Annotated in this window: 18 protein-coding genes; 9 read left to right on the forward strand and 9 right to left on the reverse strand. The window is 69.2% G+C overall.

Translation table 11 applies throughout. From position 1 onward, the window contains the following. The first annotated feature begins 361 nt into the window (after positions 1 to 361). Positions 362 to 1,390 carry a CehA/McbA family metallohydrolase gene (locus T398_RS01050; RefSeq protein WP_496443572.1) on the forward strand — a complete coding sequence of 343 codons (1,029 nt, stop codon included), beginning with the start codon at positions 362 to 364 and terminating at the stop codon, positions 1,388 to 1,390. Positions 1,391 to 1,445: 55 nt separating this feature from the next. On the opposite strand, the gene T398_RS01055 is transcribed toward T398_RS01050, so the two are convergent. After that, positions 1,446 to 1,820, reverse strand: coding sequence for a hypothetical protein (locus T398_RS01055; protein ID WP_496443574.1), 375 nt, complete (start codon positions 1,818 to 1,820; stop codon positions 1,446 to 1,448). 106 nt (positions 1,821 to 1,926) lie between these two features. On the opposite strand from T398_RS01055, the gene T398_RS01060 reads away from it, so the two are divergent. Continuing rightward, positions 1,927 to 2,574: a hypothetical protein gene (locus T398_RS01060; protein WP_496443576.1), complete on the forward strand. Its 648-nt coding sequence runs from the start codon at positions 1,927 to 1,929 to the stop codon at positions 2,572 to 2,574. Positions 2,575 to 2,595: 21 nt separating this feature from the next. Here the strand turns inward: T398_RS01060 and T398_RS01065 are convergent, their stop codons facing one another. The 5 genes from T398_RS01065 to T398_RS01085 all read right to left on the reverse strand — a co-directional run bounded on the left by T398_RS01065 (position 2,596) and on the right by T398_RS01085 (position 7,728). Next, entirely contained in the window at positions 2,596 to 3,150 is a 555-nt protein-coding gene (locus T398_RS01065; RefSeq protein WP_496443578.1) for a MaoC family dehydratase, read from the reverse strand. Further along, positions 3,140 to 4,381 (reverse strand): 8-amino-7-oxononanoate synthase family protein, encoded by a 1,242-nt coding sequence (locus T398_RS01070; protein ID WP_496443580.1) that lies wholly within the window; start codon positions 4,379 to 4,381, stop codon positions 3,140 to 3,142. The genes T398_RS01065 and T398_RS01070 overlap by 11 nt, the downstream gene beginning before the upstream one ends. Before the next feature lie 47 nt (positions 4,382 to 4,428). Next, positions 4,429 to 5,271 carry an HpcH/HpaI aldolase/citrate lyase family protein gene (locus tag T398_RS01075; protein WP_496444051.1) on the reverse strand — a complete coding sequence of 281 codons (843 nt, stop codon included), beginning with the start codon at positions 5,269 to 5,271 and terminating at the stop codon, positions 4,429 to 4,431. Then, a complete protein-coding gene (locus tag T398_RS01080; RefSeq protein WP_496443582.1) occupies positions 5,271 to 6,293 on the reverse strand; it encodes a quinone oxidoreductase family protein in 1,023 nt (340 codons plus the stop codon). The genes T398_RS01075 and T398_RS01080 overlap by 1 nt, the downstream gene beginning before the upstream one ends. 100 nt (positions 6,294 to 6,393) lie before the next feature. Next, positions 6,394 to 7,728 carry a preATP grasp domain-containing protein gene (locus tag T398_RS01085; protein WP_496443584.1) on the reverse strand — a complete coding sequence of 445 codons (1,335 nt, stop codon included), beginning with the start codon at positions 7,726 to 7,728 and terminating at the stop codon, positions 6,394 to 6,396. Positions 7,729 to 8,251: 523 nt separating this feature from the next. Here T398_RS01085 and T398_RS01090 point away from each other — a divergent pair. Then, complete coding sequence (locus T398_RS01090; RefSeq protein ID WP_496443586.1) at positions 8,252 to 9,406, forward strand: glycine amidinotransferase; 1,155 nt, start codon at positions 8,252 to 8,254, stop codon at positions 9,404 to 9,406. A 102-nt stretch (positions 9,407 to 9,508) separates the two neighbouring features. On the opposite strand, the gene T398_RS01095 is transcribed toward T398_RS01090, so the two are convergent. Together T398_RS01095 and T398_RS01100 are read right to left on the reverse strand one after the other, a co-directional pair. Continuing rightward, positions 9,509 to 10,081 carry a TetR/AcrR family transcriptional regulator gene (locus tag T398_RS01095; protein ID WP_496443588.1) on the reverse strand — a complete coding sequence of 191 codons (573 nt, stop codon included), beginning with the start codon at positions 10,079 to 10,081 and terminating at the stop codon, positions 9,509 to 9,511. Position 10,082: 1 nt separating this feature from the next. Continuing rightward, a complete protein-coding gene (locus T398_RS01100; protein ID WP_496443590.1) occupies positions 10,083 to 10,778 on the reverse strand; it encodes a type 1 glutamine amidotransferase domain-containing protein in 696 nt (231 codons plus the stop codon). A gap of 191 nt (positions 10,779 to 10,969) precedes the next feature. Here T398_RS01100 and hrpA point away from each other — a divergent pair, with 191 nt between their 5' ends. Further along, positions 10,970 to 15,007 (forward strand): ATP-dependent RNA helicase HrpA, encoded by a 4,038-nt coding sequence (gene hrpA, locus T398_RS01105; RefSeq protein WP_496443592.1) that lies wholly within the window; start codon positions 10,970 to 10,972, stop codon positions 15,005 to 15,007. On the opposite strand, the gene T398_RS01110 is transcribed toward hrpA, so the two are convergent. Continuing rightward, a complete protein-coding gene (locus T398_RS01110; protein ID WP_496443594.1) occupies positions 15,004 to 15,939 on the reverse strand; it encodes a LysR family transcriptional regulator in 936 nt (311 codons plus the stop codon). The genes hrpA and T398_RS01110 overlap by 4 nt on opposite strands. 80 nt (positions 15,940 to 16,019) lie before the next feature. Between T398_RS01110 and T398_RS01115 the strand changes: the two genes are divergently transcribed. The 5 genes from T398_RS01115 (at position 16,020) to T398_RS01135 (ending at position 23,247) form a co-directional block, all read left to right on the forward strand. Further along, a complete protein-coding gene (locus T398_RS01115) occupies positions 16,020 to 16,703 on the forward strand; it encodes a succinate dehydrogenase cytochrome b subunit (protein ID WP_496443596.1) in 684 nt (227 codons plus the stop codon). 2 nt (positions 16,704 to 16,705) lie between these two features. Next, on the forward strand, positions 16,706 to 18,637 hold the full coding sequence (locus tag T398_RS01120) for a fumarate reductase/succinate dehydrogenase flavoprotein subunit (RefSeq protein WP_496443598.1): 1,932 nt from the start codon (positions 16,706 to 16,708) through the stop codon (positions 18,635 to 18,637). Beyond that, positions 18,634 to 19,389: a succinate dehydrogenase/fumarate reductase iron-sulfur subunit gene (locus T398_RS01125; RefSeq protein WP_496443600.1), complete on the forward strand. Its 756-nt coding sequence runs from the start codon at positions 18,634 to 18,636 to the stop codon at positions 19,387 to 19,389. Before T398_RS01120 ends, T398_RS01125 begins: the two co-directional genes overlap by 4 nt. Before the next feature lie 132 nt (positions 19,390 to 19,521). After that, positions 19,522 to 20,709, forward strand: a complete 1,188-nt coding sequence (locus T398_RS01130) for an MBL fold metallo-hydrolase (protein WP_496443602.1) — start codon at positions 19,522 to 19,524, stop codon at positions 20,707 to 20,709. 105 nt (positions 20,710 to 20,814) lie between these two features. After that, positions 20,815 to 23,247: a Tex family protein gene (locus T398_RS01135; RefSeq protein ID WP_496443604.1), complete on the forward strand. Its 2,433-nt coding sequence runs from the start codon at positions 20,815 to 20,817 to the stop codon at positions 23,245 to 23,247. Positions 23,248 to 23,330: the final 83 nt, after the last annotated feature.

A 23,330-nucleotide genomic window follows, 5' to 3' on the forward strand; every position in this document is an offset into this window, starting at 1 on the left:
CCTGAAGCCCGCGACCGGTTCCGACCCGCCCGGACAGCCCCACGATCCATCGATGCCATCGCAGCACCGTAGCCAGCCCCGACCCAAAGCGACGGACACCATGTGCCACCTAGCCCGGATTCATGCCACCGCCCGTGCCACCTAGCCCGGACCGTGCCAACTTCGTCCGGACGGGACACCAGGTGTCCGGTCCACGTAAACCTGGCCAGCCGCCGAGGTGGTGGCCAGCGCCAGGACAGGTTGGCGTGGACAGGCGGACTGTGATCGTCCGGTGCTAGCTGGCCGATTATTGGAGCCCGCGGTGCCGATCCAGCTGGATCTTGTGACTCGTTGTCTGCGGGTGGTGAGTACCCTGCCGGGCATGACCACGGATGACGACATGGCGGAGCGGGTTCCGCAGTCGCGGTTCCCACCGGGGCGGGTGACCGGTCGGGGGCGCGGCTGGTACCGAGGTGACTGCCATGTGCATTCGGCGCGCTCGAATGGTGGAGAGCTGACGCCGGAGCAGCTCGCGGCCGGTGCCCGTAAGGTCAGACTGGACTTCATCGCCATCACCGAGCACAACACGTCCGACACGCATGGCGTCTGGGGTCCACTCGCCGGTGACGATCTGCTGGTGATGCTCGGCCAGGAGGTCACCACCTGGACCGGGCACTGGCTGGCGCTTGGCATCGACCCGGGACAGGTGGTCGTCTGGCGGTACGGCATTGGCGACGATGCGATCGACCGACATGTGGACCAGGTGCATCAAGCCGGTGGGCTGTGCGTAGCGGCCCACCCGCACGCGCCGTATCCCTCTGGCGTTTTCATGTACCCGTTCCACGGGTTTGACGTGGTAGAGGTGTGGAACGGGCTGTGGAGTTCGGACCTGCCCTGGAACGCTAACAATGAGGCGGCACTGGCCGAATGGGGTCGCAGCCTGGCTGACGACATCCAAGGTGGGCGATGGCGGCCAGCGTTGGGCAACAGCGACGCGCATCTGGAGGGCCAGATCGGTGTACCGCACACAGTCGTGTTGGCCGAGGAGCTGAGCACTGAGGCGGTCCTCGCCGGCATCCGGGCCGGCCGGAGCTGGATCGCCGAATCAGCCGCCATTGAGCTGTCGCTCACCGCCGCTGCTGGTGATCGTAGCGCCGGGATCGGTCAGCGGCTGAAGACCTGCGACGAGCCGGTCGTAGTACGGGTGGACGTAAGCGGCGTGCCATCCGGCATCGTCAGCTTCCACACCGATCGAGGCACGGTGCACCGCGAATCCTTGCCGAGCGACGGATCCGGTGCCGTGGAATGGCGCACCAGCGAGGCAGAATCGGCGTTCGTCCGCGTCGAGCTACGCCACCTCGGAGGGCACATGGCGGCGCTCACCAACCCCGTCATTTTGGCCGGTCTCTGAGGCGCTGCGTTTTCCGACAGTCCAATGAGGTCGCTTGGACGGTAGTCGTCCGGACCTACCAGAACGGCTGTGACGCGATCCCGGCCACCGTCGGATCGACGTCCAGCAGCATCAGGTGGTCCCGTTCAAGCCAGGACTCGTACCCGACTGGCCGACCGGTCGCCGACGACCACAAGCCCGGAAAGTGCCGCTGCCGCTTGTGCGACGAGAATGTTCGTACCGGCTTGACCTGCTCGAACCTCACTCCAGCAGAGTTGATCAAGGAAGCGCGGGCCCCCGCTCCCTCGGCGCCGACGAAGCCGACCTCAAACTCAGCCGTCAGCGGACCACCCAGGCCCTGCACCGCGCGCAGCACCCCAGCGCCGTACCGGCTGGCCACCTTCAGCCGGCCGTGGCCACGTCGTTGGCCATCCTCAAGCGGACTGGCCAACTTCGAGCGGACCGGACACCATGCGTGGGTGATTTGTCCTAGGCGAGATCAGCTCCGTCGATTAGAATGTATGTACTAATCTCGCTGTTGAGCTGGGAGGATGCCCGTGACTGCGCCCACCCCCGTCGCTCCCCTCGCCCCCTACACCACGCTCCTTGGCTTCACCCGTTACGTCGACCGCACCGGCCCGGCCAAGGCCACCTTCGTCGGCGGCCTGCGCCGGCAGCGGGCCAGCCGCTCCGGCTTCAATCCACATGGCCAGTTCGTCAAGGCCCTCAAGGCCGACATCGCCTTTCACACCAGCGGCACCCACCTCGATCGGGTGGTCGCCGCCGTCAAGCCCCGGTGGCGTCCGCTCTACCAGGCGCTGGTGCCGGGGGCGATGGCCTGGCTGCTTTCCCTCGGCGCGCCTCGGTCGGTGGACCTGGCCCAGACCCGCGACGCGCTCGCCCTGCTGGGCGACCTACCCGTAAAGATCAACCCACACTTCGGAATCCGGTACGCCGACGGGCGGGCCGAGGCCGTCCGCCTGCACTTCGACGAGGCTCCGCCGACCGACGAGGCAGCGCTGGCCATGCTGCACCTGATGGGCCGGCAGATGGAGGCGATCCTGCCGCACGCCGAACCCGTCCTGGTCGACGTCCGGCGTGGGCGGGCGCACCGCACGCCGGCGACCGCGAAACCCGCGGAGATCGAGCGCTGGTTGGCCGGCGAGGCCGTCGCCTTCCAGGCGCTGTGGAGCACTGCGGCCTGACCGCGCGGGGTGGGTGGAGGGTCAGTAGCCCGTCGCGTCGTCGATGCTGGATTGCGCGGTCGGCACCAGGAAGCTCCGCTCGAAGGTGAGGACCACCTCGCCGGTGGCTTTGCGGCCGATGGTGCGGCAGCTCACGATGCCCTCGCCCGGCCGGCTGGCGGAGAGCCGTTTCGCGGTCACCTCGCTCTCCGCGTACAGCGTGTCACCCACGAAGACCGGCTGGGGAAGGTGGATCCGCTCCCAGCCGAGGTTCGCGATGGCCCGGCCGCTGGTGCTGCGGGCGGTCATCCCGCCGACGATACTCAGGGTCACCAGACTGGAGACCAGGGGCTGGCCCCACCGGCCCGCCTCGGCGTACGCGCCGTCGATGTGCAGCGGTGACGCGTTCATGCTCAACATGCTCATCAACACGTTGTCCATCTCGGTCACGGTGCGGCCGGGCCGATGCTCGATCACCGTGCCGACGGTGATCTCGTCGTAGTAGAAGCCGACCTGTTCGCGGTACCGGTTCTCGCCTACCTTCCGGAAGCCGACCGGACCGGATCCGGTCGGCTTCCCGGCCTGCTCAGGCCGCATCGGTGAGCTCCCGTACGTGGTCGGCGAAGGTGGCCAGGACCGACCGGTCAAGGTCGGCGCGGATCATGATCCGCAACCCGGCCTGGCCCTGCGGCACGATCGGGAAGAACACCGCTGAGCTGTAGAAGCCACGCCGGTACAACTCCGCGGAGAGTCGGACCGCCCGGTCGGCGTCGCCCACGGTGATTCGACGTACCGGCAGTCCGTTGCCGGCGAAGGAGGTGGGTAGCAGCTCGTCGAAGTACGCCACGTTCTCGTCCAGTCGGCGCTGCAACTGGCCCAGCTCGGGTGAACGGTGAATGGCGGCGCTCGCCAACGAGGCCCCGACCAGTGGCAGGGCCATGTTCTGCGACCATCCCACCGGCCCGGCGTGCCGGGCCAGGAAGCGGGACATCGCCGGGTCGCCGAGCATGGCCACACCACCACCGGTGCCGAAACCCTTGCCCAGGCTGGTGACGATGACGGTGAGCGGATTCATGACCAGTCGGGATCGAACGAAGCCCTCACCCCGCTCACCGACCAGCGACAACGAGTGCGAGTCGTCGATGAAGAGGAACAGACCGTATCGGTCCTGGAGTTCCAACAGACCGTCTAGGGCAGCAGCGCCGCCCATCGAGTACGCGCCGTCGGCGACGTAGGCCACGCTGGGGTACTGCCGGCAGACGTCCTCCAGGTAGTTCAGGTCGTTGTGGTCGCAGGTGAGGACCAGACTTTCCTCCGCGCAAATGGGCTTCACGTACGACATGCAGAAGTGGCAGTGCCGGTCGAAGACCATCACCCTGGGGCCACCCGGAGCGAGGTGCCCGGAGGCCACCAGGGGCAAGATGCCGGCGCTGAGCGCGCTACAGGTGGTACCGGGGAGGATCTGGGCGCCGAAGAGTTCTCCCAGTTCCTCCTCCAACCGGGCCAGCAGTTGGTGCCGGATGCGGGTGGTGGAGGTGACCAGCCAGGTGGTGCCGGCCTCGCGTAGCGCCGACACCGCCCCCTCAATCACTGCCGGATGGTGGTTGAGACCGAGGTAGGCGCAGGAGCACATGTTGACGAACTCGTGGCCGGTCACCCGGTCGACGAGCCGGTTGTTGGAATCGCCCGAGGGCGTGTCGACACTGATCCCGGTCAGGCCATGGTCGGCCGCTGCCTGCCAGACCGGGTCGGCGGTCCGGATCATCTTCTCCGCGTGGCGGTACCGGTGCGGACCGACGAAGCTCTGGTGTTCCGCTGTGCTCGTCATTTCCTCTCCCTGCCAGTGAGACTGATCGCTGTTGTCCCCGCCATGGGTCAGCCGGATGAGTCGAACTCGTCGAGTAGCCGCTGGGACGCCTCGAAGAAGGGCCGGCCGACCATCACCCCGTCAACGGTGGTGATGCCCTGGCCGCTGCGCTGGCCGGCGGCCACCACTCGCCGGGCCGCCTCCAGGGATGCCGCGTCGGGTGAAAAGACCTGATTGATGACCGCCACCTGGCGTGGATGCAGGGCGATCTTGCCGCTGAACCCGAGGTCCCGTGCCAGAATCGCCTCCCGCCGTAGCGCGGTCAGGTCCTGCACGTGGAAGGTCGGCGAGTCGATCGCCTCCACCTCAGCCGCCCTGGCGGCGTTCACCACCCGAGTCCGGGCCTGTGCCAGCGGCTCCCAGCGCAGTTGGGCACCGATAGCGGACGCGTAGTCCGCCGACCCGAAAATCAGCGCACGCAGGTGGGGCGACGTCGCCGCGATCGCCGCGGCGGCCTCCACCCCTCGTGGTGTCTCAATCACCGCGCACAGCTCGAGGTCCGGACGGACCGGCCGGAGTAGTCGCGCGACTATCTCAATGTCGCGTGGCGATTCGACCTTGGGCACCAGCACGATGGAGGGCCGGATCGGATACTCGCGCAAAGCGAGCAGATCCCGCATGCCTTCCGGTTCGGTAAGCGTGTTCACCCGAACGGCGCAACGGCGACCGGACGCGCTCTCCCCACTGAAGAACGCGCCCCCCCGGTCCCGGGCCTCGGCCTTGTCCTGCGGCGGCACCGAGTCTTCCAGGTCGACCAGGCAAATGTCGGCTCCCGAACGGTGGCAGGTTACGTACCTGCCGACCGCGGTCGCCGGCGTACACAACATGGAACGGCAGTACCGGGCGTACATCACACCTCCCGGCGTACATCGATGAGAACCTTGCCCGAAGTGGCACGGGTGGCGACCGCCGTGTGGGCGGCGCCGACCTCGTGCAGCGCGACGGTCCGGTCGACGTGGACCGTAAGCTGGCCTTGGGCCGCCAGCTCGAAGAGCCGGCCGGCGATTCCGCACAGCAGCTCACGGTCGTCCACCACGTGCCGCATCCAGAAGCCGGCACAGCCGATGGAACGCTCGGCCAGTTGCGCGGTGGTCACCGCGACGACACCAGCGGGGTCCTCCGGACCGACGGGCACGTCACCAGCTCCGCCGGTTCCGGGATCGCGCGAGTTGCCGGGCCGCCAGCCGAGGCAGACCAACCGTCCAAACGGCGCCAGGCCGACCAGGGCGGCCCGCGCCACCGCGCCACCCACCGAGTCGACGAACAGGTCCACGCCAGCTCCGCCGGCCGCCTCCCGCACCCGGTCGGCCAGCTCTGGATCTGCCGGGTCCAGCACCACATCAGCGCCGAGCCCGGTGACGAACTGTCGCTTCGCCGAGGTCGACGCCAGGCCGATCACCGGCGAGGCGCCAAGCGCCACCGCGAGCTGCACCGCGAGGTGTCCAACCCCGCCGGCCGCGGCGGCGACCGCGACACTCTCCCCGGCCCGCAGCCGACCGGCCAACGACAACGCCCCGTACGCGGTGCTGCCCTGCTCGAACAGACCGAGCGCCTGCGGGTCATCGATAGCCGCCGGAATCTCCACGGTGTGCGCCTCCGGGGCAGCCACCACTTCGGCGTACCCACCGCCCTGGCGTAGTAGCGCGACCACCCGCCGTCCGTCGGCCCGTCGACGCCCGACCGCCTCCACGCCGAGCACCGCCGGCAGCGGCAGCTCGGGGTGAGCACCGGCGCAGCGCTCCAGGTCATCGAAGTTGACCCCGGTCAACGTCACGTCGATCAGACTTTCCCCCACCCTCGGCGACGGCTCGGGTATCCGCTCGACGCGTAGTGCTTTCGGACCACCTGGTCGGCGCAGAACCACCGCACGCATGGACCGGGTCATCGCGGCCACCAACAGCCGCTGCGGCGCGAACCGACGAGTACCGGTCCCCAGCCACCGCTCCGGGTGCGTCCCGACGACGCGGAGCAGGTCATGCCGCCTGGTCCACGAAGAGTTCCCCCCGCCGGCGGTGCAGCTCCTCCGCTGCCTGAAGGTCATCCGCGATGGCGCAACAGGCGACGGTACCGTCCGCGTCAACGTCGTCGGAGGTGATCACGACCCCGGTACGGCTGGTGGGGTCGTACGCCAAGCCGGCCGTCGCGAGCCGCTCGACGGCCGCCGTGAACGACGGCACGGCCCAACCGAAGCGTTCCAGGAAGACCCGCTTGTCTCGGTACTCGGGATCGACCACCCGACCGTAGAGGGCCAGGTGGAGGTGGGTGGAGCCAGTGAGGCGACAGTTGGTCTCGGTGAAGAGCACCTGCTTGTCCGGAGTAGCGATAGCGTCGGCACAGACCACGCCCCGGTAGCCGAGTACCCGGAGGGACTCGACCAGCCGGTGGGCGCCGTCCAGCAACTCTGCCCTGGTCTCCGCGTCCATTGTCTGCGCCGGCAGCACCTGGCCGATCGCCCTTGGCGCCATCAGCAGATCTCCCACCCCGATCAGCTGCGCCGCCTCGTCGGTGAGGAGGTACTCCGCGTAGCTGGTGGTGGACCTGGGGAAGAACCGCTCCACCACCAGCTGGTGTGCGTGGCCGGCGGTGAGCCATTCCCACCGCCGCTGTACGTATGCCAGCAGCGCGGGACGGTCCGGCAACACCACCGCCCGGTTCGCGCCGGTCGGCGCGACGCCATCGGTACGGCTGAGGACCTCGTTGCCGAGACCGCCTCCGTTGAACTCCATCTTCACGATCGCGTTGTGTCCCTGGTCGAAGAGGTCAGCAATCGCCTCCAGTGCCTGCTCCGGCCGGGCGACCACGGTGCCCGGCGCGATCGGCACCCCGGCTCCGGCGGCCAGGGCCCGGAACCCGGCCTTGCTGTTTACCAGCGCATCACCGGCCTGGTTGCTGAACGGATAGCCGGGGAGAGCCGCCTCGGCGCCGAGTGTCCGGGCGATCCTGGTGACAGAGAGGTCCTTGTAGACGGCCAAGATCTTGGTCGGAGGTCGGTTGCCGAGCGCACCGCGTAGCTCGTCCAAGAAGCTCGGATCGGTGAGCCGATCTGGGGTGAGGATGTCCGAGCCGAGCCTGCCCGGTGGCGGGATCACAGTGGTCAGGGTCGAGGCGCGGGTTCCGGTCAGGTCAGTGATGTAGCTCAGGTAGTCCGCCGGCGGAGCGAACGGCAACACCAGCACGTCGCCATCCCGGGCGAACCAGAGCAGACGCTGCGCGGCACAGCCACCGCCGCGCAGTTGGTCGGAGGTCAGTGCCGCCAGGTCGCCGACCATCTCCCAGGTTCGACTATTACCGATAATCAAGGTTCTCATTACCGCCCCATCAGGTCGGCGGGATTCTCGGACACGGCCCCGCCCAGCCGGATCAACCGGCTGTTGAGCTGCGAAAGGAGACAGACCGGGGCATCGTTACGAACCGTGCGTCAAGGTATGAAGGGATCTCCGATTTGCTGATCGACACGCTATCAATTGACACCATCGATAGCAAGGAGTGATCTTGCTAGCACCCAGCGTAGCGGCGATCAGCCTCCCGGGGTTACGCCGCGAGAGATCATCAGCGACGCCACCCCCACCCGCACCCGGGTCACGCCATTCATCCACATGAGATTCGAGCAGCCTGCCGACGATGCGATCACGGCTGGTCACAGCCGGCCCATCCGAACCAGCCGGTCCACCCCACCGTGCCGCCGGGCCGAGATCATCATTGCCGAAAGTATCGATCACTGGTTGTATGAGTGACGGACATAGATCCAAGCTGCCGCTGCAGGTAACAACAACGTCACGCTCCTCGCCACTGCGGGGTGAGCGCTCCGCACGTACGTGTCCTGGGGGCCACATGAGGCTGCACAGTTTCGATGAATGGTCGCCGTTACGCGAAATCGTCGTGGGTTCAGCCTCGGGCTACCGACAACAGGCCCGCGACCTCTCCTTCGATCTCTTCTTCTACGACAACCTCATCCACGACAACCCAAAGACTCACCCCATCTACTATCCACGGTTCATGACCCACGGCCAGCCAACGCCGGGATCATTGACCTCGAAAACCCTGGATATCAAGCAGCGCTACGTGGACGAGTTACACGAGGACGTGGAAGGAATAGCCAGGACGCTCGAGTCCCTGGGCGTACGTGTCCACCGGCCGATGAACCTTTGCGAGGGCGCGGCACACTTCGCCACCCCCGCGTGGTCCGCCACCGCGCTGCCGCCCCTGAACCTCCGGGACAACACGTTGATCCTGGGTGACGAGATCATCGAAACACCACCGATGATGCGCTCGCGCTACTTCGAGACACAATTCCTGAAGCCCGTCTTCATGGAGTATTTCAAACACGGCGCCCGGTGGACGGTTATGCCCCGGCCGTGGATGACCGACCGCTCCTTCGACCTCGCCCACGCCGAGCAGATCGTCACGATGGAGACGGTGCCCACCATCAACGACTCCCCCTATGACGTGGGCATCGAGATGCTCCTTGACGCCGCCCAGTGCCTACGATTCGGTCGGGACATCCTGGTCAACATCGCGACGGCGAACCACCTTCTCGCGTGTGAGTGGTTGGAGCGCCACCTAGCGGGCCGCTACACCATCCACCGGATCGACCGGCTGGCCGACAGCCACATCGACAGCATGGTGCTCCCCCTGCGACCGGGCACGTTGTTGATCCGCTCCCGACGGTTCCTCGATTACCTGCCCAAAGCCCTCCAGAAGTGGGATGTCATCGAGGCGCCCGAGCCGAAAATACAGAACTTCCCCCAGTACGACGACGATGACGTCATCCTCACCAGCCCGTTCATCGACCTGAACGTGTTGTCCATTGATGAGCGCACCATCATGGTCAACGATTCCTGCCCGGAGCTGAGCCGTGCACTGGAACAGCACGGCTTCGACGTCGTGCCGGTACGTCATCGCCATCGGCGACTGTTCGGCGGCGGCCTCCACTGCTTCACCCTGGACACCGTGCGCGACGGCACACTCGAGGACTACTTCTCCTGATGGAAATGGTCGCACCAACCAGCCCAGCTGGTGGCGGCACCGATCTTGCCGGCTCTACCTACTGACCCCTGCGGCTGGTCGTCGGGCCGACGGGGGAGGCTCCTAGCCAGTGGTGCCACTGACCTGACCGACCGGCTCGACCGGGTGCAGCAAACCGGGGACGAGCGCGTCCACGGCACGCCCCAGTAGGCGCCGGCCATCCGGGGCCGTCTCCAGGCCGGAGACCAGGGCCACGCAGATCTCGGCGGCCGCGTCCGCGTCCGCCGCGCCCGCTTCGGTAAACAGACCCGCCAACAGCTTCCGCAGCTCCACGGTGAACTCGGTGCAGATCTCACCGAAGAGCCGGGCCTTGCTGTCCATGAGCTCGGCGGTGTGCGGCGAGTCCCCAATCAGGTGCAGGGACAGGTCGAGTTTGGCGGCCAGGACGCCCCGAATGCGCTGGGCACAGGGGGCATCCTGGCGGGCGGCCTGCCGGGCACGAGCCAGCGCCTGGGTGTGCAGGCGCCCGGCGAGTTGCCGAAACGCGTCGTCCTTACCACGAACGTACTGGTAGACGGCGGACCGAGAGACCCCCATCGCGGCGGCGATGTCATCCATCGTCGTCCGCCGTACGCCATACCTGGTCAAGCAGGTGTAGGTGGCGTCGAGGACATCGGAGAGCCGACTACTGTCCATATCAGCTCAGTTTACCCAGCAGCTCCGTGGCGACCTGCGCGGATGACGCCGGGTTCTGCCCGGTGACCAGGTTGCCGTCAACGACCACGTTCGGTGCCCACGGCTCACCTTCCTGGACCTGCACGCCGATGTCGACCAGGCGGTCCTGGAGCAGCCACTTGGCCTTGTCGGCCAAGCCGGCCTGGGCCTCCTCCGCGTTGGTGAAGGCAGCCACCCGGCGTCCGGTGAAGGCGTTGCTGCCGTCGGCGTTCACCGCGGCGAGCATCGCGGCTGGCCCGTGGCAGACGATGCCGACCGGCTTCTTCGCCCGCATGGCGGCCACCAGCAACCGACCGGAGTCCTGGTCGACCGCCAGGTCCTCCATCGGCCCGTGACCACCCGGGTAGAAGACCGCCTGATAGTCGTCGAGGTCGACCTCCGCCAGGGTAAGCGGCTGGCGCAGGCCTTCGATGCCCTCCACGGCCTTGGTCATCCGGGCGGCCCCCTCCGGACCACCGGTGGCCTCCGGCTGCAGGCTGCTCCGGTCCACCTGCGGCACCACTCCCCCCGGGGTGGCGATGCTGACCTCGTGGCCGGCGCTGGTCAACATCTCGTGGGGAACCACGATCTCCTCGGCCCAAACACCGGTGGGATGCATGGTGCCGTCGGCGAGCTCCCAATGGTCGGCGCCGGTAACCACGAACAGGATCTTTGACATTGATCAAACCCTCCGTAGCGGGGCGGGCCAGAGCAGTCCGCCTCGAGAGCCACCATACATACTGACGTTCTGTATGCAAAATGACAGTTCAGTTGGGGTCGTGCCAACTCCACGGCGATACCGGGCACCAGCGGCCCAGCGGAGGTAACTCCGGGCGGACAATCACCCGACTGCCTATCCTTGGCGACGACATGCCGAACGAAGTCGCCTCCACCCCGCCCGACGTCACCCGCGAGCTGCACCGCCGGCTACGCCCGCTGATGCTCCGTGACCAGCACCGTCTCCGACGGCGGCTGGACGGCGCACAACGGATACCCGACCCCCAACGTCGGGAAACAGCCCTGGCCGAAATCACGACGGATGTGATCCGAGCCGAGACCCGGCTGGCGAGCCGGCAAGCCGCCGTACCCAAAATCACCTACCCGGCGATGCTGCCGGTCAGCGAGCGCCGGGACGAGATCGCCGCGGCGATCCGCGACCACCAGGTCGTGATCGTCGCTGGCGAGACCGGCTCCGGCAAGACCACCCAGCTACCCAAGATCTGCCTGGAGCTGGGCCGCGGCGTCCACGGGCTGATCGGGCACACCCAGCCCCGTCGGCTCGCCGCCCGGACGGTCGCCGACCGCATCGCCGAAGAACTCGGCACCGAACTGGGCGAGGTGGTCGGCTACCAGGTGCGCTTCGCCGACCAGGTCAGCGACCGAAGCCTGGTCAAGTTGATGACGGACGGCATCCTGCTCGCCGAGCTACAGCACGACCGGCTGCTTCGCCAGTACGACACGATCATCGTTGACGAGGCGCACGAGCGCAGCCTCAACATCGACTTCATCCTCGGCTACCTACGGCAGCTCCTCCCCCGCCGCCGGGACCTCAAGGTGATCATCACCTCGGCCACCATCGAGACCGACCGGTTCGCACGGCACTTCGCCGACGCCGACGGCAACCCGGCACCGGTCGTCGAGGTGTCGGGGCGGACCTACCCGGTCGAGGTGCGGTACCGGCCGCTGGTCGAGGTGGGCGAGGACGAGGACGACACCGACGAGGATCAGGTTCGCGACCAGGTCCAGGCGATCGGGGACGCGGTGCAGGAACTGGCCGCCGAGGGCCCCGGCGACATCCTGGTCTTCCTCTCCGGCGAGCGGGAGATCCGGGACACCGCCGACGCGCTCGGCAAGCTCGTCGCGCACCGACCAGCGTTACGCAACACCGAGATCCTGCCGCTGTACGCCCGCCTGAGCACCGCCGAGCAGCACCGCGTCTTCGCCCCGCACACCGGCCGGCGGGTGGTGCTGGCCACCAACGTCGCGGAGACATCGCTTACCGTGCCCGGCATCCGATACGTGGTGGACCCCGGCACGGCCCGGATCTCCCGCTACTCGAACCGGCTCAAGGTGCAGCGGCTGCCCATCGAGCCGGTCTCGCAGGCCTCGGCCAACCAGCGCAAGGGCCGGTGCGGGCGCACCTCGGACGGCATCTGCATCCGCCTCTACGACGAGCCGGACTTCCAGTCCCGACCCGAGTTCACCGACCCGGAGATCCTGCGGACCAACCTCGCCTCGGTCATCCTCCAGATGACCGCGATCGGGCTCGGCGACATCGCCGCGTTCCCCTTCATCGACCCACCGGACCGGCGCACCATCACCGACGGCGTCAACCTGCTGCACGAGCTCGGCGCGCTGAACCCGGCCGAGACCGACCCGGCGAAACGGCTCACCCCGCTCGGCCGACGGCTCGCCCAGCTGCCGGTCGACCCCCGGCTGGCCCGGATGGTGCTCGAGGGGGAGCGCAACGGCTGCGCCACCGAGGTGGTCGTGATCGCGGCGGCGCTGTCGATCCAGGACCCCCGCGAACGGCCGGTCGACAAGCAGGCCCAGGCCGACCAGGCGCACGCCCGCTTCGCCGACCCGGAGTCGGACTTCGTGGCGTACCTCAACCTGTGGCGCTACCTGCGCGAGCAGCAGCGGGCCCGGTCGTCCAGTGGATTCCGGCGGATGTGCCGGTCGGAGTACCTGAACTACCTGCGGGTGCGGGAGTGGCAGGACATTGTGAGCCAGCTCCGGCAGGCACTGCGGACTCCGGAGCAGAGCCGGCGACGCGGCGGGCCGGCGGCTGACGGGGGTGGGCCGGCCGCCGACGGCGGGCGACGCGGCGGCGGCGCGGACCTGCCGGAGGAGATCGACACCCCGAAGGTGCACCAGTCGCTGCTCGCGGGCCTCCTCTCCCACGTCGGCCTGAAGGACACCCAGCGGTACGAGTACCTGGGTGCGCGGGGGGCGAAGTTCGCTCTCTTCCCCGGCTCCGCCCTGGCGAAGAAGCCACCGCGCTGGGTGATGGTCGCCGAGCTGGTGGAGACCAGCCGGCTCTGGGGCCGGGTGAACGGTCGGATCGAACCGGAGTGGGTCGAGCCGCTCGCCCAGCACCTGGTGAAACGCAGCTACAGCGAGCCGCACTGGGAGAAGCGGCAGGCGGCGGTCATGGCCGTCGAGAAGGTGACGCTGTACGGCGTTCCGATCGTCACCTCCCGCAAGGTCAATTTCGGCCGGATCGACCCGGTGACCAGCCGCGAGCTGTTCATCCGGCATGCGCTGGTCGAGGGGGACTGGCAGACCCACCACCAGTTCTGGCGGGACAACCAGCGCCTGCTCGACGAGGTGACCGAGCTGGAGAACCGGGTCCGACGGCGGGACATCCTGGTCGACGACGAGACGATCTTCCAGTTCTACGACGAGCGAATCCCGGCCGAGGTGGTCTCCGGTCGGCACTTTGACGCCTGGTGGAAGCGGGAGCGCCGGCAGCGACCGGAGTTGCTGACCTTCACCCGGGAGCTGCTGGTCAATGCCGGCCGCGGTGGCGTGGACGGGGTCGGTTTCCCCGACGAGTGGCGAGCCGACGGGGTGCACCTGCCCCTGACGTACCGCTTCGACCCCGGCGCCTCCGCCGACGGGGTCACGGTGGACATCCCGCTGCCGCTGCTCAACCAGGTGCCGGCGGAGAGCTTCCAGTGGCAGGTGCCGGGGCTCCGCGAGGAGCTGGTCATCGCGCTGATCCGCTCGCTGCCCAAGGCGGTCCGGCGCAACTTCGTCCCGGTGCCCGACTACGCCCGGGCCGTGCTCGCCGAGCTTCCGGCCGGCGAGGACGACCTGCTGGACGCCCTCACCCGGCAGCTGCGCCGGATGACCGGGGTCACCGTCCCCCGGGACGCCTGGGATCCGGCGAAGCTACCGCCGCACCTGCGGGTCACCTTCCGGGTACTCGGCGAGGACGAACGTCCGGTCGCCGAGAGCAAGGACCTGCCGGCGCTGCAACGCCAGCTCACCGCGGAGGTACGTCAGGTGGTGGCCGCCGCCGCGCCGGACGTGGCCCGCACCGGGCTGACCGACTGGGAGATCGGTGCCCTGCCGCGCACGGTCGAGCAGGTCCGGGCCGGGTACGCGGTCACCGCGTACCCGGCGCTGGTGGACGAGGGCGCCACAGTGGGGGTACGGGTCTTCGACTCCCCCGCCGAGCAGGAGGCCGCCCACTGGGCGGGGACCCGACGCCTGCTCCGGCTGGCCGCGCCGTCCCCGGCGAAGTTCCTCCAGGGACGGCTCTCCAATGAGGCGAAGCTGGCGCTCAGCCGCAATCCGCACGGGGGCGTGCCGGCGCTGATCGAGGACGCGGCCGGCGCGGCGCTCGACGAGCTGATCGCCGGCGCGGGCGGCCCCGCCTGGGACGCCGACGGTTTCGCCGCGCTGCGCGGTGCGGTCCGCGCCGGTCTGGTGGAGACCGTCGTCGAGGTGATGGAGCGGGTCCGCGGGGTACTCGCCGCCGGGTACACGATCGAGCAACGCCTCGGCGCGACCCGAAACCTGGCGGTGGTGGCCGCGCTCGCCGATGTCCGCAGCCAGCTCACCGGCCTGATCCACCCGGGCTTCATCACCGAGGCCGGCTACGCACGGCTACCGGATCTGCGGCGCTACCTGACCGCGATCGAACGCCGGTTGGACCGGCTCCCCGGCAACCCGGCCCGGGACAAGCAGCAGCAGGACCGGATCGCCGTCGTGCAGCGGGAGTACGCGGACCTGCTCGCCGCGCTGCCGCCCGCGAGGCAACGGACGGCGGCCGTCCGGCAGATCCGGTGGATGATCGAGGAACTGCGGGTGAACGTCTTCGCCCAGGCGCTGGGGACCCCGTACCCGGTCAGCGAGCAGCGCATCTACAAGGCCATGGACGCCGCGGAGGTGGCCTAGCGGGGTTCGAGGCCGGAGGGCAGGGCGTCGGAGGCGATCGCGTCGTCCACGTAGTCGAGCAGGATGCGACGCAGTTCCCGGCCGGCATGGGTGGGGACGACATCCCGGCGGCGGGCGACCGCGATGGTCCGGCGAACGGCGGGCGCGGCGAGTCGGGTGACGTGGATTCCGGGCCGGCTGGCGACGACGCTGCCGGGCACCAGGGCGACCCCCAGCCCGGCAGCGACGAAGCTGAGCACGGAGTCCATCTCCCCGCCGTCCACCGAGATCCACGGCTCGAAGCCGGCCTCCCGGCACGCCTGCAGGGTGGCGTCCCGCAGGTCGTACCCCTCCCGGAACATCACCAGCGGCTGGCCGCGCAGGTCGGCGACGCGCATCGGGTATGCCGGTGGGGAGTTCGGCAGGGGCCCGTCGCTGGCGACCACCAGGCTCTCGGTGAGGATCGCGTCGGTGCGCAGCCCGGGGTCGGTGCCCTGGGCCGGTGCGATGATCAACGCCAGGTCCAGGTCGCCGCGGAGCAGGTGCCGGACCAGATCCTGGGAGCCGCCCTCCTCGACCCACAGGTCAACGGTCGGGTGCGCGTCGCGGAAGCGGCGCAGCACGGGTGGGGCCAGTGCGGTGGCCAGGCTGGGGGTCGCACCGAGGCGTACCCGGCCCCGCCGCAGGCCGACCAGCTCCTGTACTTCGCGCGTGGCGATCTCCACATCGGTGAGGATTCGTTTGGCGAACGGCAGCAGCACCTCACCCGCGGCGGTGAGCGCGATCTTTCCCCTTACCCGTTCGAAGAGCGGGGTGCCGAGTTCCGTCTCCAGAGCGTGAATTTGCTTACTCAACGAGGGCTGCGTTATACCCACAAGGTCGGCAGCTTGGGTGAAATGTCGCACTTCTGCGACCGCTGCGAAGTACCGAAGCTGATGGAGTTGCATCTTCATAGCCTATGGCTATGAAGACTGCGGAGTCGATGCATTGGACGACTGATCTGACTGCTCTTAGCGTCAGCCATGTGGTAGTCATGTCACGAACTCGGTCGCCCATCCGCTCCACTGTCGGCCTCAAGGCCGTCATGGCGGTGACGGGCCTTGTCTTGGTGCTGTTCCTCGTCGCACACATGCTCGGCAACCTGAAGATCTTCACCGGTGCCGAGGATTTCGACCACTACGCGCACTGGCTGCGTGATCTCGGTACGCCACTGCTCCCCTACGGCTGGTACCTGTGGTTGCAGCGGGGCGCGCTCCTGGTCGCGCTGGCCGGCCACATCTGGGCCGCGACCATGCTGGCGCTGCGGGCCCGCTCCGCCCGCCCGGTCCGCTACGCCCACCGCAAGAAGGTCCAGGGCAGCTACGCCGCCCGCACCATGCGCTGGGGTGGCGTGATCATCGCCCTCTTCGTGATCTACCACATCCTGGACCTCACCACCGGGCACCTGAACCCGGTCGGCGACCCGACCCGGCCGCAGGCCAACGTGGTCGCCGACTTCGCCCCGGAACGCTGGTACGTGACGCTGTTCTACACGCTCGCGGTCGTCGCTCTCGGCTTCCACCTACGGCACGGCGCCTACAGTGCGCTCCGCAGCCTCGGCCAGCAGACGCCGCAGGGCGAACGACGCGCCCGGGGCCTCGCACTGGTCTTCGCCGTCGCGCTCAGCGTCGGCTACCTGGTGGTCCCGTTCGCCGTACTCCTCGGATTGGTGCGTTGATCATGGATCTCTACACCGAAGGTAACCCGGTCACCGACACCCGGGCCCCGGACGGACCGATCGAGGGCCGCTGGGACAGTCGCCGGTTCAACGCCAAGCTGGTCAACCCGGCCAACCGCCGCAAGCTGACGGTGATCGTCGTCGGCACCGGCCTGGCCGGTGGTTCGGCCGCCGCCACCCTCGCCGAGCAGGGCTACCGGGTCCGGTCCTACTGCTACCAGGACAGCCCGCGCCGGGCCCACTCGATCGCCGCGCAGGGCGGCATCAACGCGGCGAAGAACTACCGCAACGACGGCGACTCGGTGCACCGCCTCTTCTACGACACCGTCAAGGGCGGCGACTTCCGCTCCCGCGAGTCGAACGTGCACCGACTGGCCGAGGTCTCGGCCAACATCATTGACCAGTGCGTCGCCCAGGGCGTCCCGTTCGCCCGTGAGTACGGCGGCCTGCTCGACACCCGCTCCTTCGGCGGCGCGCAGGTACAGCGCACCTTCTACGCCCGGGGCCAGACGGGTCAGCAGCTGCTACTCGGGGCGTACCAGGCGCTGGAACGTCAGGTCGGCCTCGACAACGTGGAGATGAACACCCGGCACGAGATGCTGGAGCTGATCGTCGTCGACGGGCGGGCCCGGGGGATCGTCGTCCGGGACCTGGTCACCGGTGAGATCACCACCGAGTTCGCCGACGCGGTCGTGCTCGCCTCCGGCGGCTACGGCAACGTCTTCTACCTCTCCACCAACGCGAAGGGCTGCAACGTCACCGCCACCTGGCGGGCGCACCGTCAGGGCGCGTACTTCGCCAACCCCTGCTACACGCAGATCCACCCGACCTGCATTCCGGTCTCGGGCGACCACCAGTCGAAGCTGACGCTGATGAGTGAGTCGCTACGCAACGACGGCCGGGTCTGGGTGCCCAGGGCCGAGGGCGACGACCGCGATCCCCGCGAGATCCCCGAGGACGAGCGGGACTACTACCTGGAGCGGATCTACCCCTCGTTCGGCAACCTGGTGCCCCGGGACATCGCCTCCCGCGCCGCGAAGAACGTCTGCGACGAGGGGCGCGGCGTCGGCCCGACCCGGCTCGGCGTCTACCTGGACTTCGCCGACGCGATCCAGCGGCTGGGCCGCAAGTCCATCGAGGCCAAGTACGGCAACCTCTTCGAGATGTACGAGCGGATCACCGGCGAGGACCCGTACGAGGTTCCGATGCGGATCTACCCGGCCGTGCACTACACGATGGGTGGGCTCTGGGTCGACTACGACCTCCAGGCGACCATCCCCGGCCTCTTCGTGATCGGCGAGGCGAACTTCTCCGACCACGGTGCGAACCGACTGGGCGCCTCCGCGCTCATGCAGGGGCTCGCCGACGGCTACTTCGTGCTGCCGAACACCATCGCCAACTACCTCGCGGCCGGCCCGTTCGAGAAGGTCGAACCGAGCCACCCGGCGGCGGTCGAGGCCCGGCGCACCGTCGAGGATCGGATCCACCGGCTCCTCTCCGTGGACGGCGACCGGACCGTGGACTCGTTCCACCGGGAGCTGGGCCAGGTCATGTGGGAGCACTGCGGCATGGAGCGTTCCGCCGCCGGTCTGCGGAAGGCGGTTGACGAGATCCGGGCGCTGCGGGCGGAGTTCTGGCAGCGGGTCCGGATCGTCGGCGACGCCGACGGGCTCAACCAGTCACTGGAGAAGGCCGGCCGGGTGGCCGACTTCTTCGAGCTGGCCGAGCTGATGTGCATCGACGCCCTGCACCGTGAGGAGTCCTGCGGCGGCCACTTCCGGGCCGAGCACCAGAGCCCGGACGGCGAGGCCCAGCGCGACGACCAGCGGTTCGCGTACGTGGCGGCCTGGGAGTACGGCACCGAGCAGCCGGTGCTACACAAGGAAGACCTCAAGTTCGAGTACGTCCACCCCACGCAGCGGAGTTACAAGTGAACCTGACCCTACGCATCTGGCGCCAAACGGGCCCCGAGGACAAGGGTCGGATGGTGACCTACCCGGTCGAGGATATTTCTCCGGACATGTCGTTCCTGGAGATGCTCGACGTACTCAACGAGCGCCTGACCCTCGCCGGTGAGGAGCCGGTGGCGTTCGACCACGACTGCCGTGAGGGCATCTGCGGCATGTGCGGCATGATGATCAACGGCAACGCGCACGGGCCGCAGCGCGGCACCACCGCCTGCCAGCTGCACATGCGGCAGTTCACCGACGGCGAGACGATCGACATCGAGCCGTGGCGGGCCCGGGCGTTCCCGGTCGTGAAGGACCTGGTGGTCAACCGCAACGCCTTCGACCAGATCATCGCCGGGGGTGGCTTCGTCACCGCTCCGACCGGCAGCGCGCCGGAGGCACATGCGGCGCCGGTGGCGAAGGCCGACGCGGACGCCGCCTTCGAGTCGGCCGCCTGCATCGGCTGCGGCGCCTGCGTCGCAGCCTGCCCGAACGGCTCTGGCATGCTCTTCACCGCCGCCAAGGTCACCCAGCTCTCGCTGCTGCCGCAGGGCCAGCCGGAGCGGTACAACCGGGTGATCGGCATGGTGGACTCGCACGACGATGCCGGCTTCGGCGGCTGCACCAACGCCGGGGAGTGCACCGTGGTCTGCCCCAAGGGCATCCCGCTGCACACCATCGGTCGGCTCAACCGCGACTACCTCGCGGCCACCGCCAAGCACACCGGGCGCTCCTGACCGCGACACCGTCGGTTCAACCCCTCCGTTGCGGGTAGCCCCCTTCTCGAAAGCGAGAGGGGGCGGGCGGAGCCGACGGCGCTGATGCGGTAGGGCCGGCGGGTACGGCGGAATCCAGTCGGAGGGACAGCGATGGGGGCACCAACAGAGCGGGGCCGTCAGCGCAGGACGGGTGGGTGGCGACTGGGCGGGGCCGTCAGCGCAGGACGGGTGGGCGGCGCGGTCGGGATGGCCGCGCTGGCCGGCCTCGCCTGGGCGGTACGGGATGTTCCGCTGGCCCTGGGCGGCCGGCTGGCCGGCGCGCGGGCCGAGCGGGCCCGCCACTCGCCGCAGTTCCGGGCCGGCGCCTTCCGGAACCCGGCGAGCAGCCGTCCCGCCGCCAGCCCCACGACCGGCTCCACGGACCGGAACCTGCTCCGCGAGTTCCTCTTCGGCAAGCAGCAGCGTCGCCCGAGGCTGCCGGTGCCGTTGGTGCGCCCAGCACCTGCGCCGGCCTCATCCCCGCACTCGCCCGAGCTGAACGTGGTCTGGTACGGCCACGCCTCCACGCTGGTCGAGATCGAGGCCCGCCGGGTGCTGATCGATCCGGTGTGGAGTCAGCGCTGTTCCCCGTCGACCCGGGTCGGGCCCAGGCGGCTCCACCCGCCACCGGTCGGCCTCGACGAGTTGCCCACGGTTGACGCGATCCTGATCTCCCACGACCACTACGACCACCTCGACCTCGCGACCGTGCAGGGGCTGACAGCAGGACAGGAAGCACCGTTCGTGGTGCCGCTCGGGATCGGTGCCCACCTTCAGCGGTGGGGGGTTCCGGAGCACCGGATCGTGGAGCTGGACTGGTCGGAGAGTCACGACATCGCCGGGTTACGGCTCACCGCCACCCCGGCCCAGCACTTCTCCGGGCGTGGCCTGCGCCGGGACGCCACCCTCTGGAGCTCCTGGGTGATCGCCGGGGCGCACCGTAGCGTCTTCTACACCGGCGATTCCGGGTACTTCGCGGGATACGCTGCCATTGGTGCCGGATATGGGCCTTTCGATGTGACATTGATGCAGATCGGCGCCTATGACAATGCCTGGCAGGATATTCACATGTTCCCGGAGGAGGCGGTCACCGCCCACCTCGACCTACACGGCGGACTGCTCGTCCCGGTGCACTGGGCGACCTTCAACCTCGCCGTGCACGACTGGGCGGAGCCGGTGGACCGGCTCTGGGCCGAGACGAAGGCCCGGGACGTGCGGCTGGCGGTGCCCCGGCCAGGCCAGCGGGTGGTGGTTGACGACCCACCGCCGGTGGACGGCTGGTGGCAGGCGGTCGCCTGAACGAAGGGGACAGCCCGAACCGCCGTACCGGGACGGTGACTCCACCACCGCTTCGGTGGCCCGGCAGAATGCACGGGAAACCACTCCCGAAGGCGGATCGAGATCGTGACCCTCTCTGTTTCTCAGCGGATCGCCGAGGAGCTCGGCGTCGCCGAGCGCCAGGTACACGCAGCCGTGGAACTACTCGACGGCGGCGCGACCGTGCCGTTCATCGCCCGGTACCGCAAGGAGGCCACCGGCCTGCTCGACGACACCCAACTGCGCACCCTCGAGGAGAGACTGCGCTACCTGCGCGAGTTGGCCCAGCGGCGGGACGCCATCCTGGAGTCGATCCGCAGCCAGGGCAAGCTCGACGAAGCCCTCACGGCACAGATCATGGCCGCCGACTCGAAGTCTCGGCTGGAGGACATCTACCTGCCGTACAAGCCCAAGCGGCGAACCCGCGCGCAGATCGCCCGCGAGGCCGGCCTGGAACCCCTCGCCGACACCCTGCTCGACGCGCCGGCCCAGGAGCCGCGGGCGACGGCCGCCGGGTTCGTCGACCCGGACCGGGGCATCGCCGACGCCGCCGCCGCGCTCGACGGCGCCCGAGCCATCCTGGTCGAACGGTTCGCCGAGGACGCCGACCTGATCGGTACGCTGCGCGAGCAGATGTGGTCACGGGGCCGCCTGGTGTCCCGGGTCCGGGACGGCCAGGCCACGGCGGGCGCCAAGTTCGCCGACTACTTCGACTTCGCCGAGCCGTACCCGAAGCTGCCCGCACACCGGGTTCTCGCCATGTTCCGTGGGGAGAAGGAGGGCGTGCTAGACCTGACGATGGAGCCGGAGCAGGCGGAGGCCGCGGATTCGGCGACCACGGGCCCGACCCGGTACGAGACGGCCATCGCCGCCCGGTTCGGGGTCAGCGATCAGGGACGGCCGGCCGACCGCTGGCTCTGCGACACGGTTCGCTGGGCCTGGCGTACCCGAATCCTCATCCACCTCGGCGCGGACCTGCGCCTGCGGTTGTGGCAGACCGCCGAGGCGGAGGCGGTACGAGTCTTCGCCACGAACCTGCGGGACCTGCTGCTGGCCGCCCCGGCCGGCACCCGGGCGACGATGGGGCTGGACCCCGGCCTGCGCACCGGAGTGAAGGTCGCCGTCGTTGACGCCACCGGCAAGGTGGTCGCCACCGACACCATCTACCCGCACGAACCACGCCGGCAGTGGGACGCCTCGATCGAGACCCTCGCCCGGCTGGCCGCCGCACACCAGGTGGAGTTGGTGGCGATCGGTAACGGCACCGCGAGTCGGGAGACCGACCGGCTCGCCGGAGAGCTGATCCGGCGCCACCCCCAGCTGAACCTCACCAAGCTCGTCGTCTCCGAGGCGGGGGCCTCGGTCTACTCGGCGTCCGCGTACGCGGCACAGGAGCTGCCGGGCCTGGACGTGTCGCTGCGGGGCGCGGTCTCGATCGCCCGCCGCCTCCAGGACCCACTCGCCGAACTGGTCAAGATCGACCCGCGCTCGATCGGAGTTGGGCAGTACCAGCACGACCTGTCCGAGGTGGCCCTGTCCCGGTCCCTCGACGCGGTCGTCGAAGACTGCGTCAACGCGGTCGGAGTCGATGTCAACACCGCCTCCGCACCACTGCTGACCCGAGTCTCCGGCATCGGCGCCGGGCTGGCGGAGAACATCGTGCTACACCGAGACGCCAACGGGCCGTTCCGGAGCCGACGCGACCTGCGGCAGGTCCCTCGGCTCGGCCCGAAGGCGTTCGAGCAGTGCGCCGGCTTCCTGCGCATCCCCGGCGGTGACGACCCACTGGACTCCTCCAGCGTGCACCCCGAGGCGTACCCGGTGGTGCGGCGGATCCTCGCCGCCGTCAAGCAGGAGCTACCGGCGGTGATCGGCCGGAGTACGATCCTGCGCGGGCTGCGGGCCACCGACTTCGTCGACGACACCTTCGGGCTACCGACGGTCACCGACATCCTCGCCGAGTTGGAGAAGCCCGGCCGGGACCCGCGGCCGGAGTTCCGCACCGCCACCTTCGCCGAGGGCGTGGAGACGATCGCCGATCTGGTGCCCGGCCTGATCCTGGAGGGGGTGGTCACCAACGTGGCCGCCTTCGGCGCCTTCGTGGACGTCGGCGTGCACCAGGACGGCCTGGTGCATGTCTCGGCGATGTCCCGCGCCTTCGTCCGGGACCCGCACGAGGTGGTGAAGTCCGGTGACGTGGTGAAGGTCAAGGTCCTCGACGTGGATGTGCCGCGCAAGCGCATCTCGCTGACCCTGCGCCTGGACGACGACACCGAGGCCGCCCGCGGCGGCGGGCGGGGGCAGCAGCGGGGCCGCGGCGGCGACCGGGAAGCCGGTGGCCGTTCCCAAGGTCGCGGTGGGCAGGGCGATCGGAGCGGGCAGGGCGATCGCTCCCAAGGTCGCGGCGGGCAGAGCGGCCGTTCTCAGGGTCGGGGCGGGCAGCCACGATCGGGACGTGGGGGCGGGGCCCCGGCCAACGATGCGATGGCGGATGCCCTACGCCGCGCCGGTCTCGCCTGAGCGCACCTGCGGCGACATCCAGGGGTCCCTCGAACGGCTCCCCGAAGGCTTCCTCGCCTTCGAGGAGCCGTTCGGCGCTGCGC

The organism is Salinispora goodfellowii (assembly GCF_059570675.1).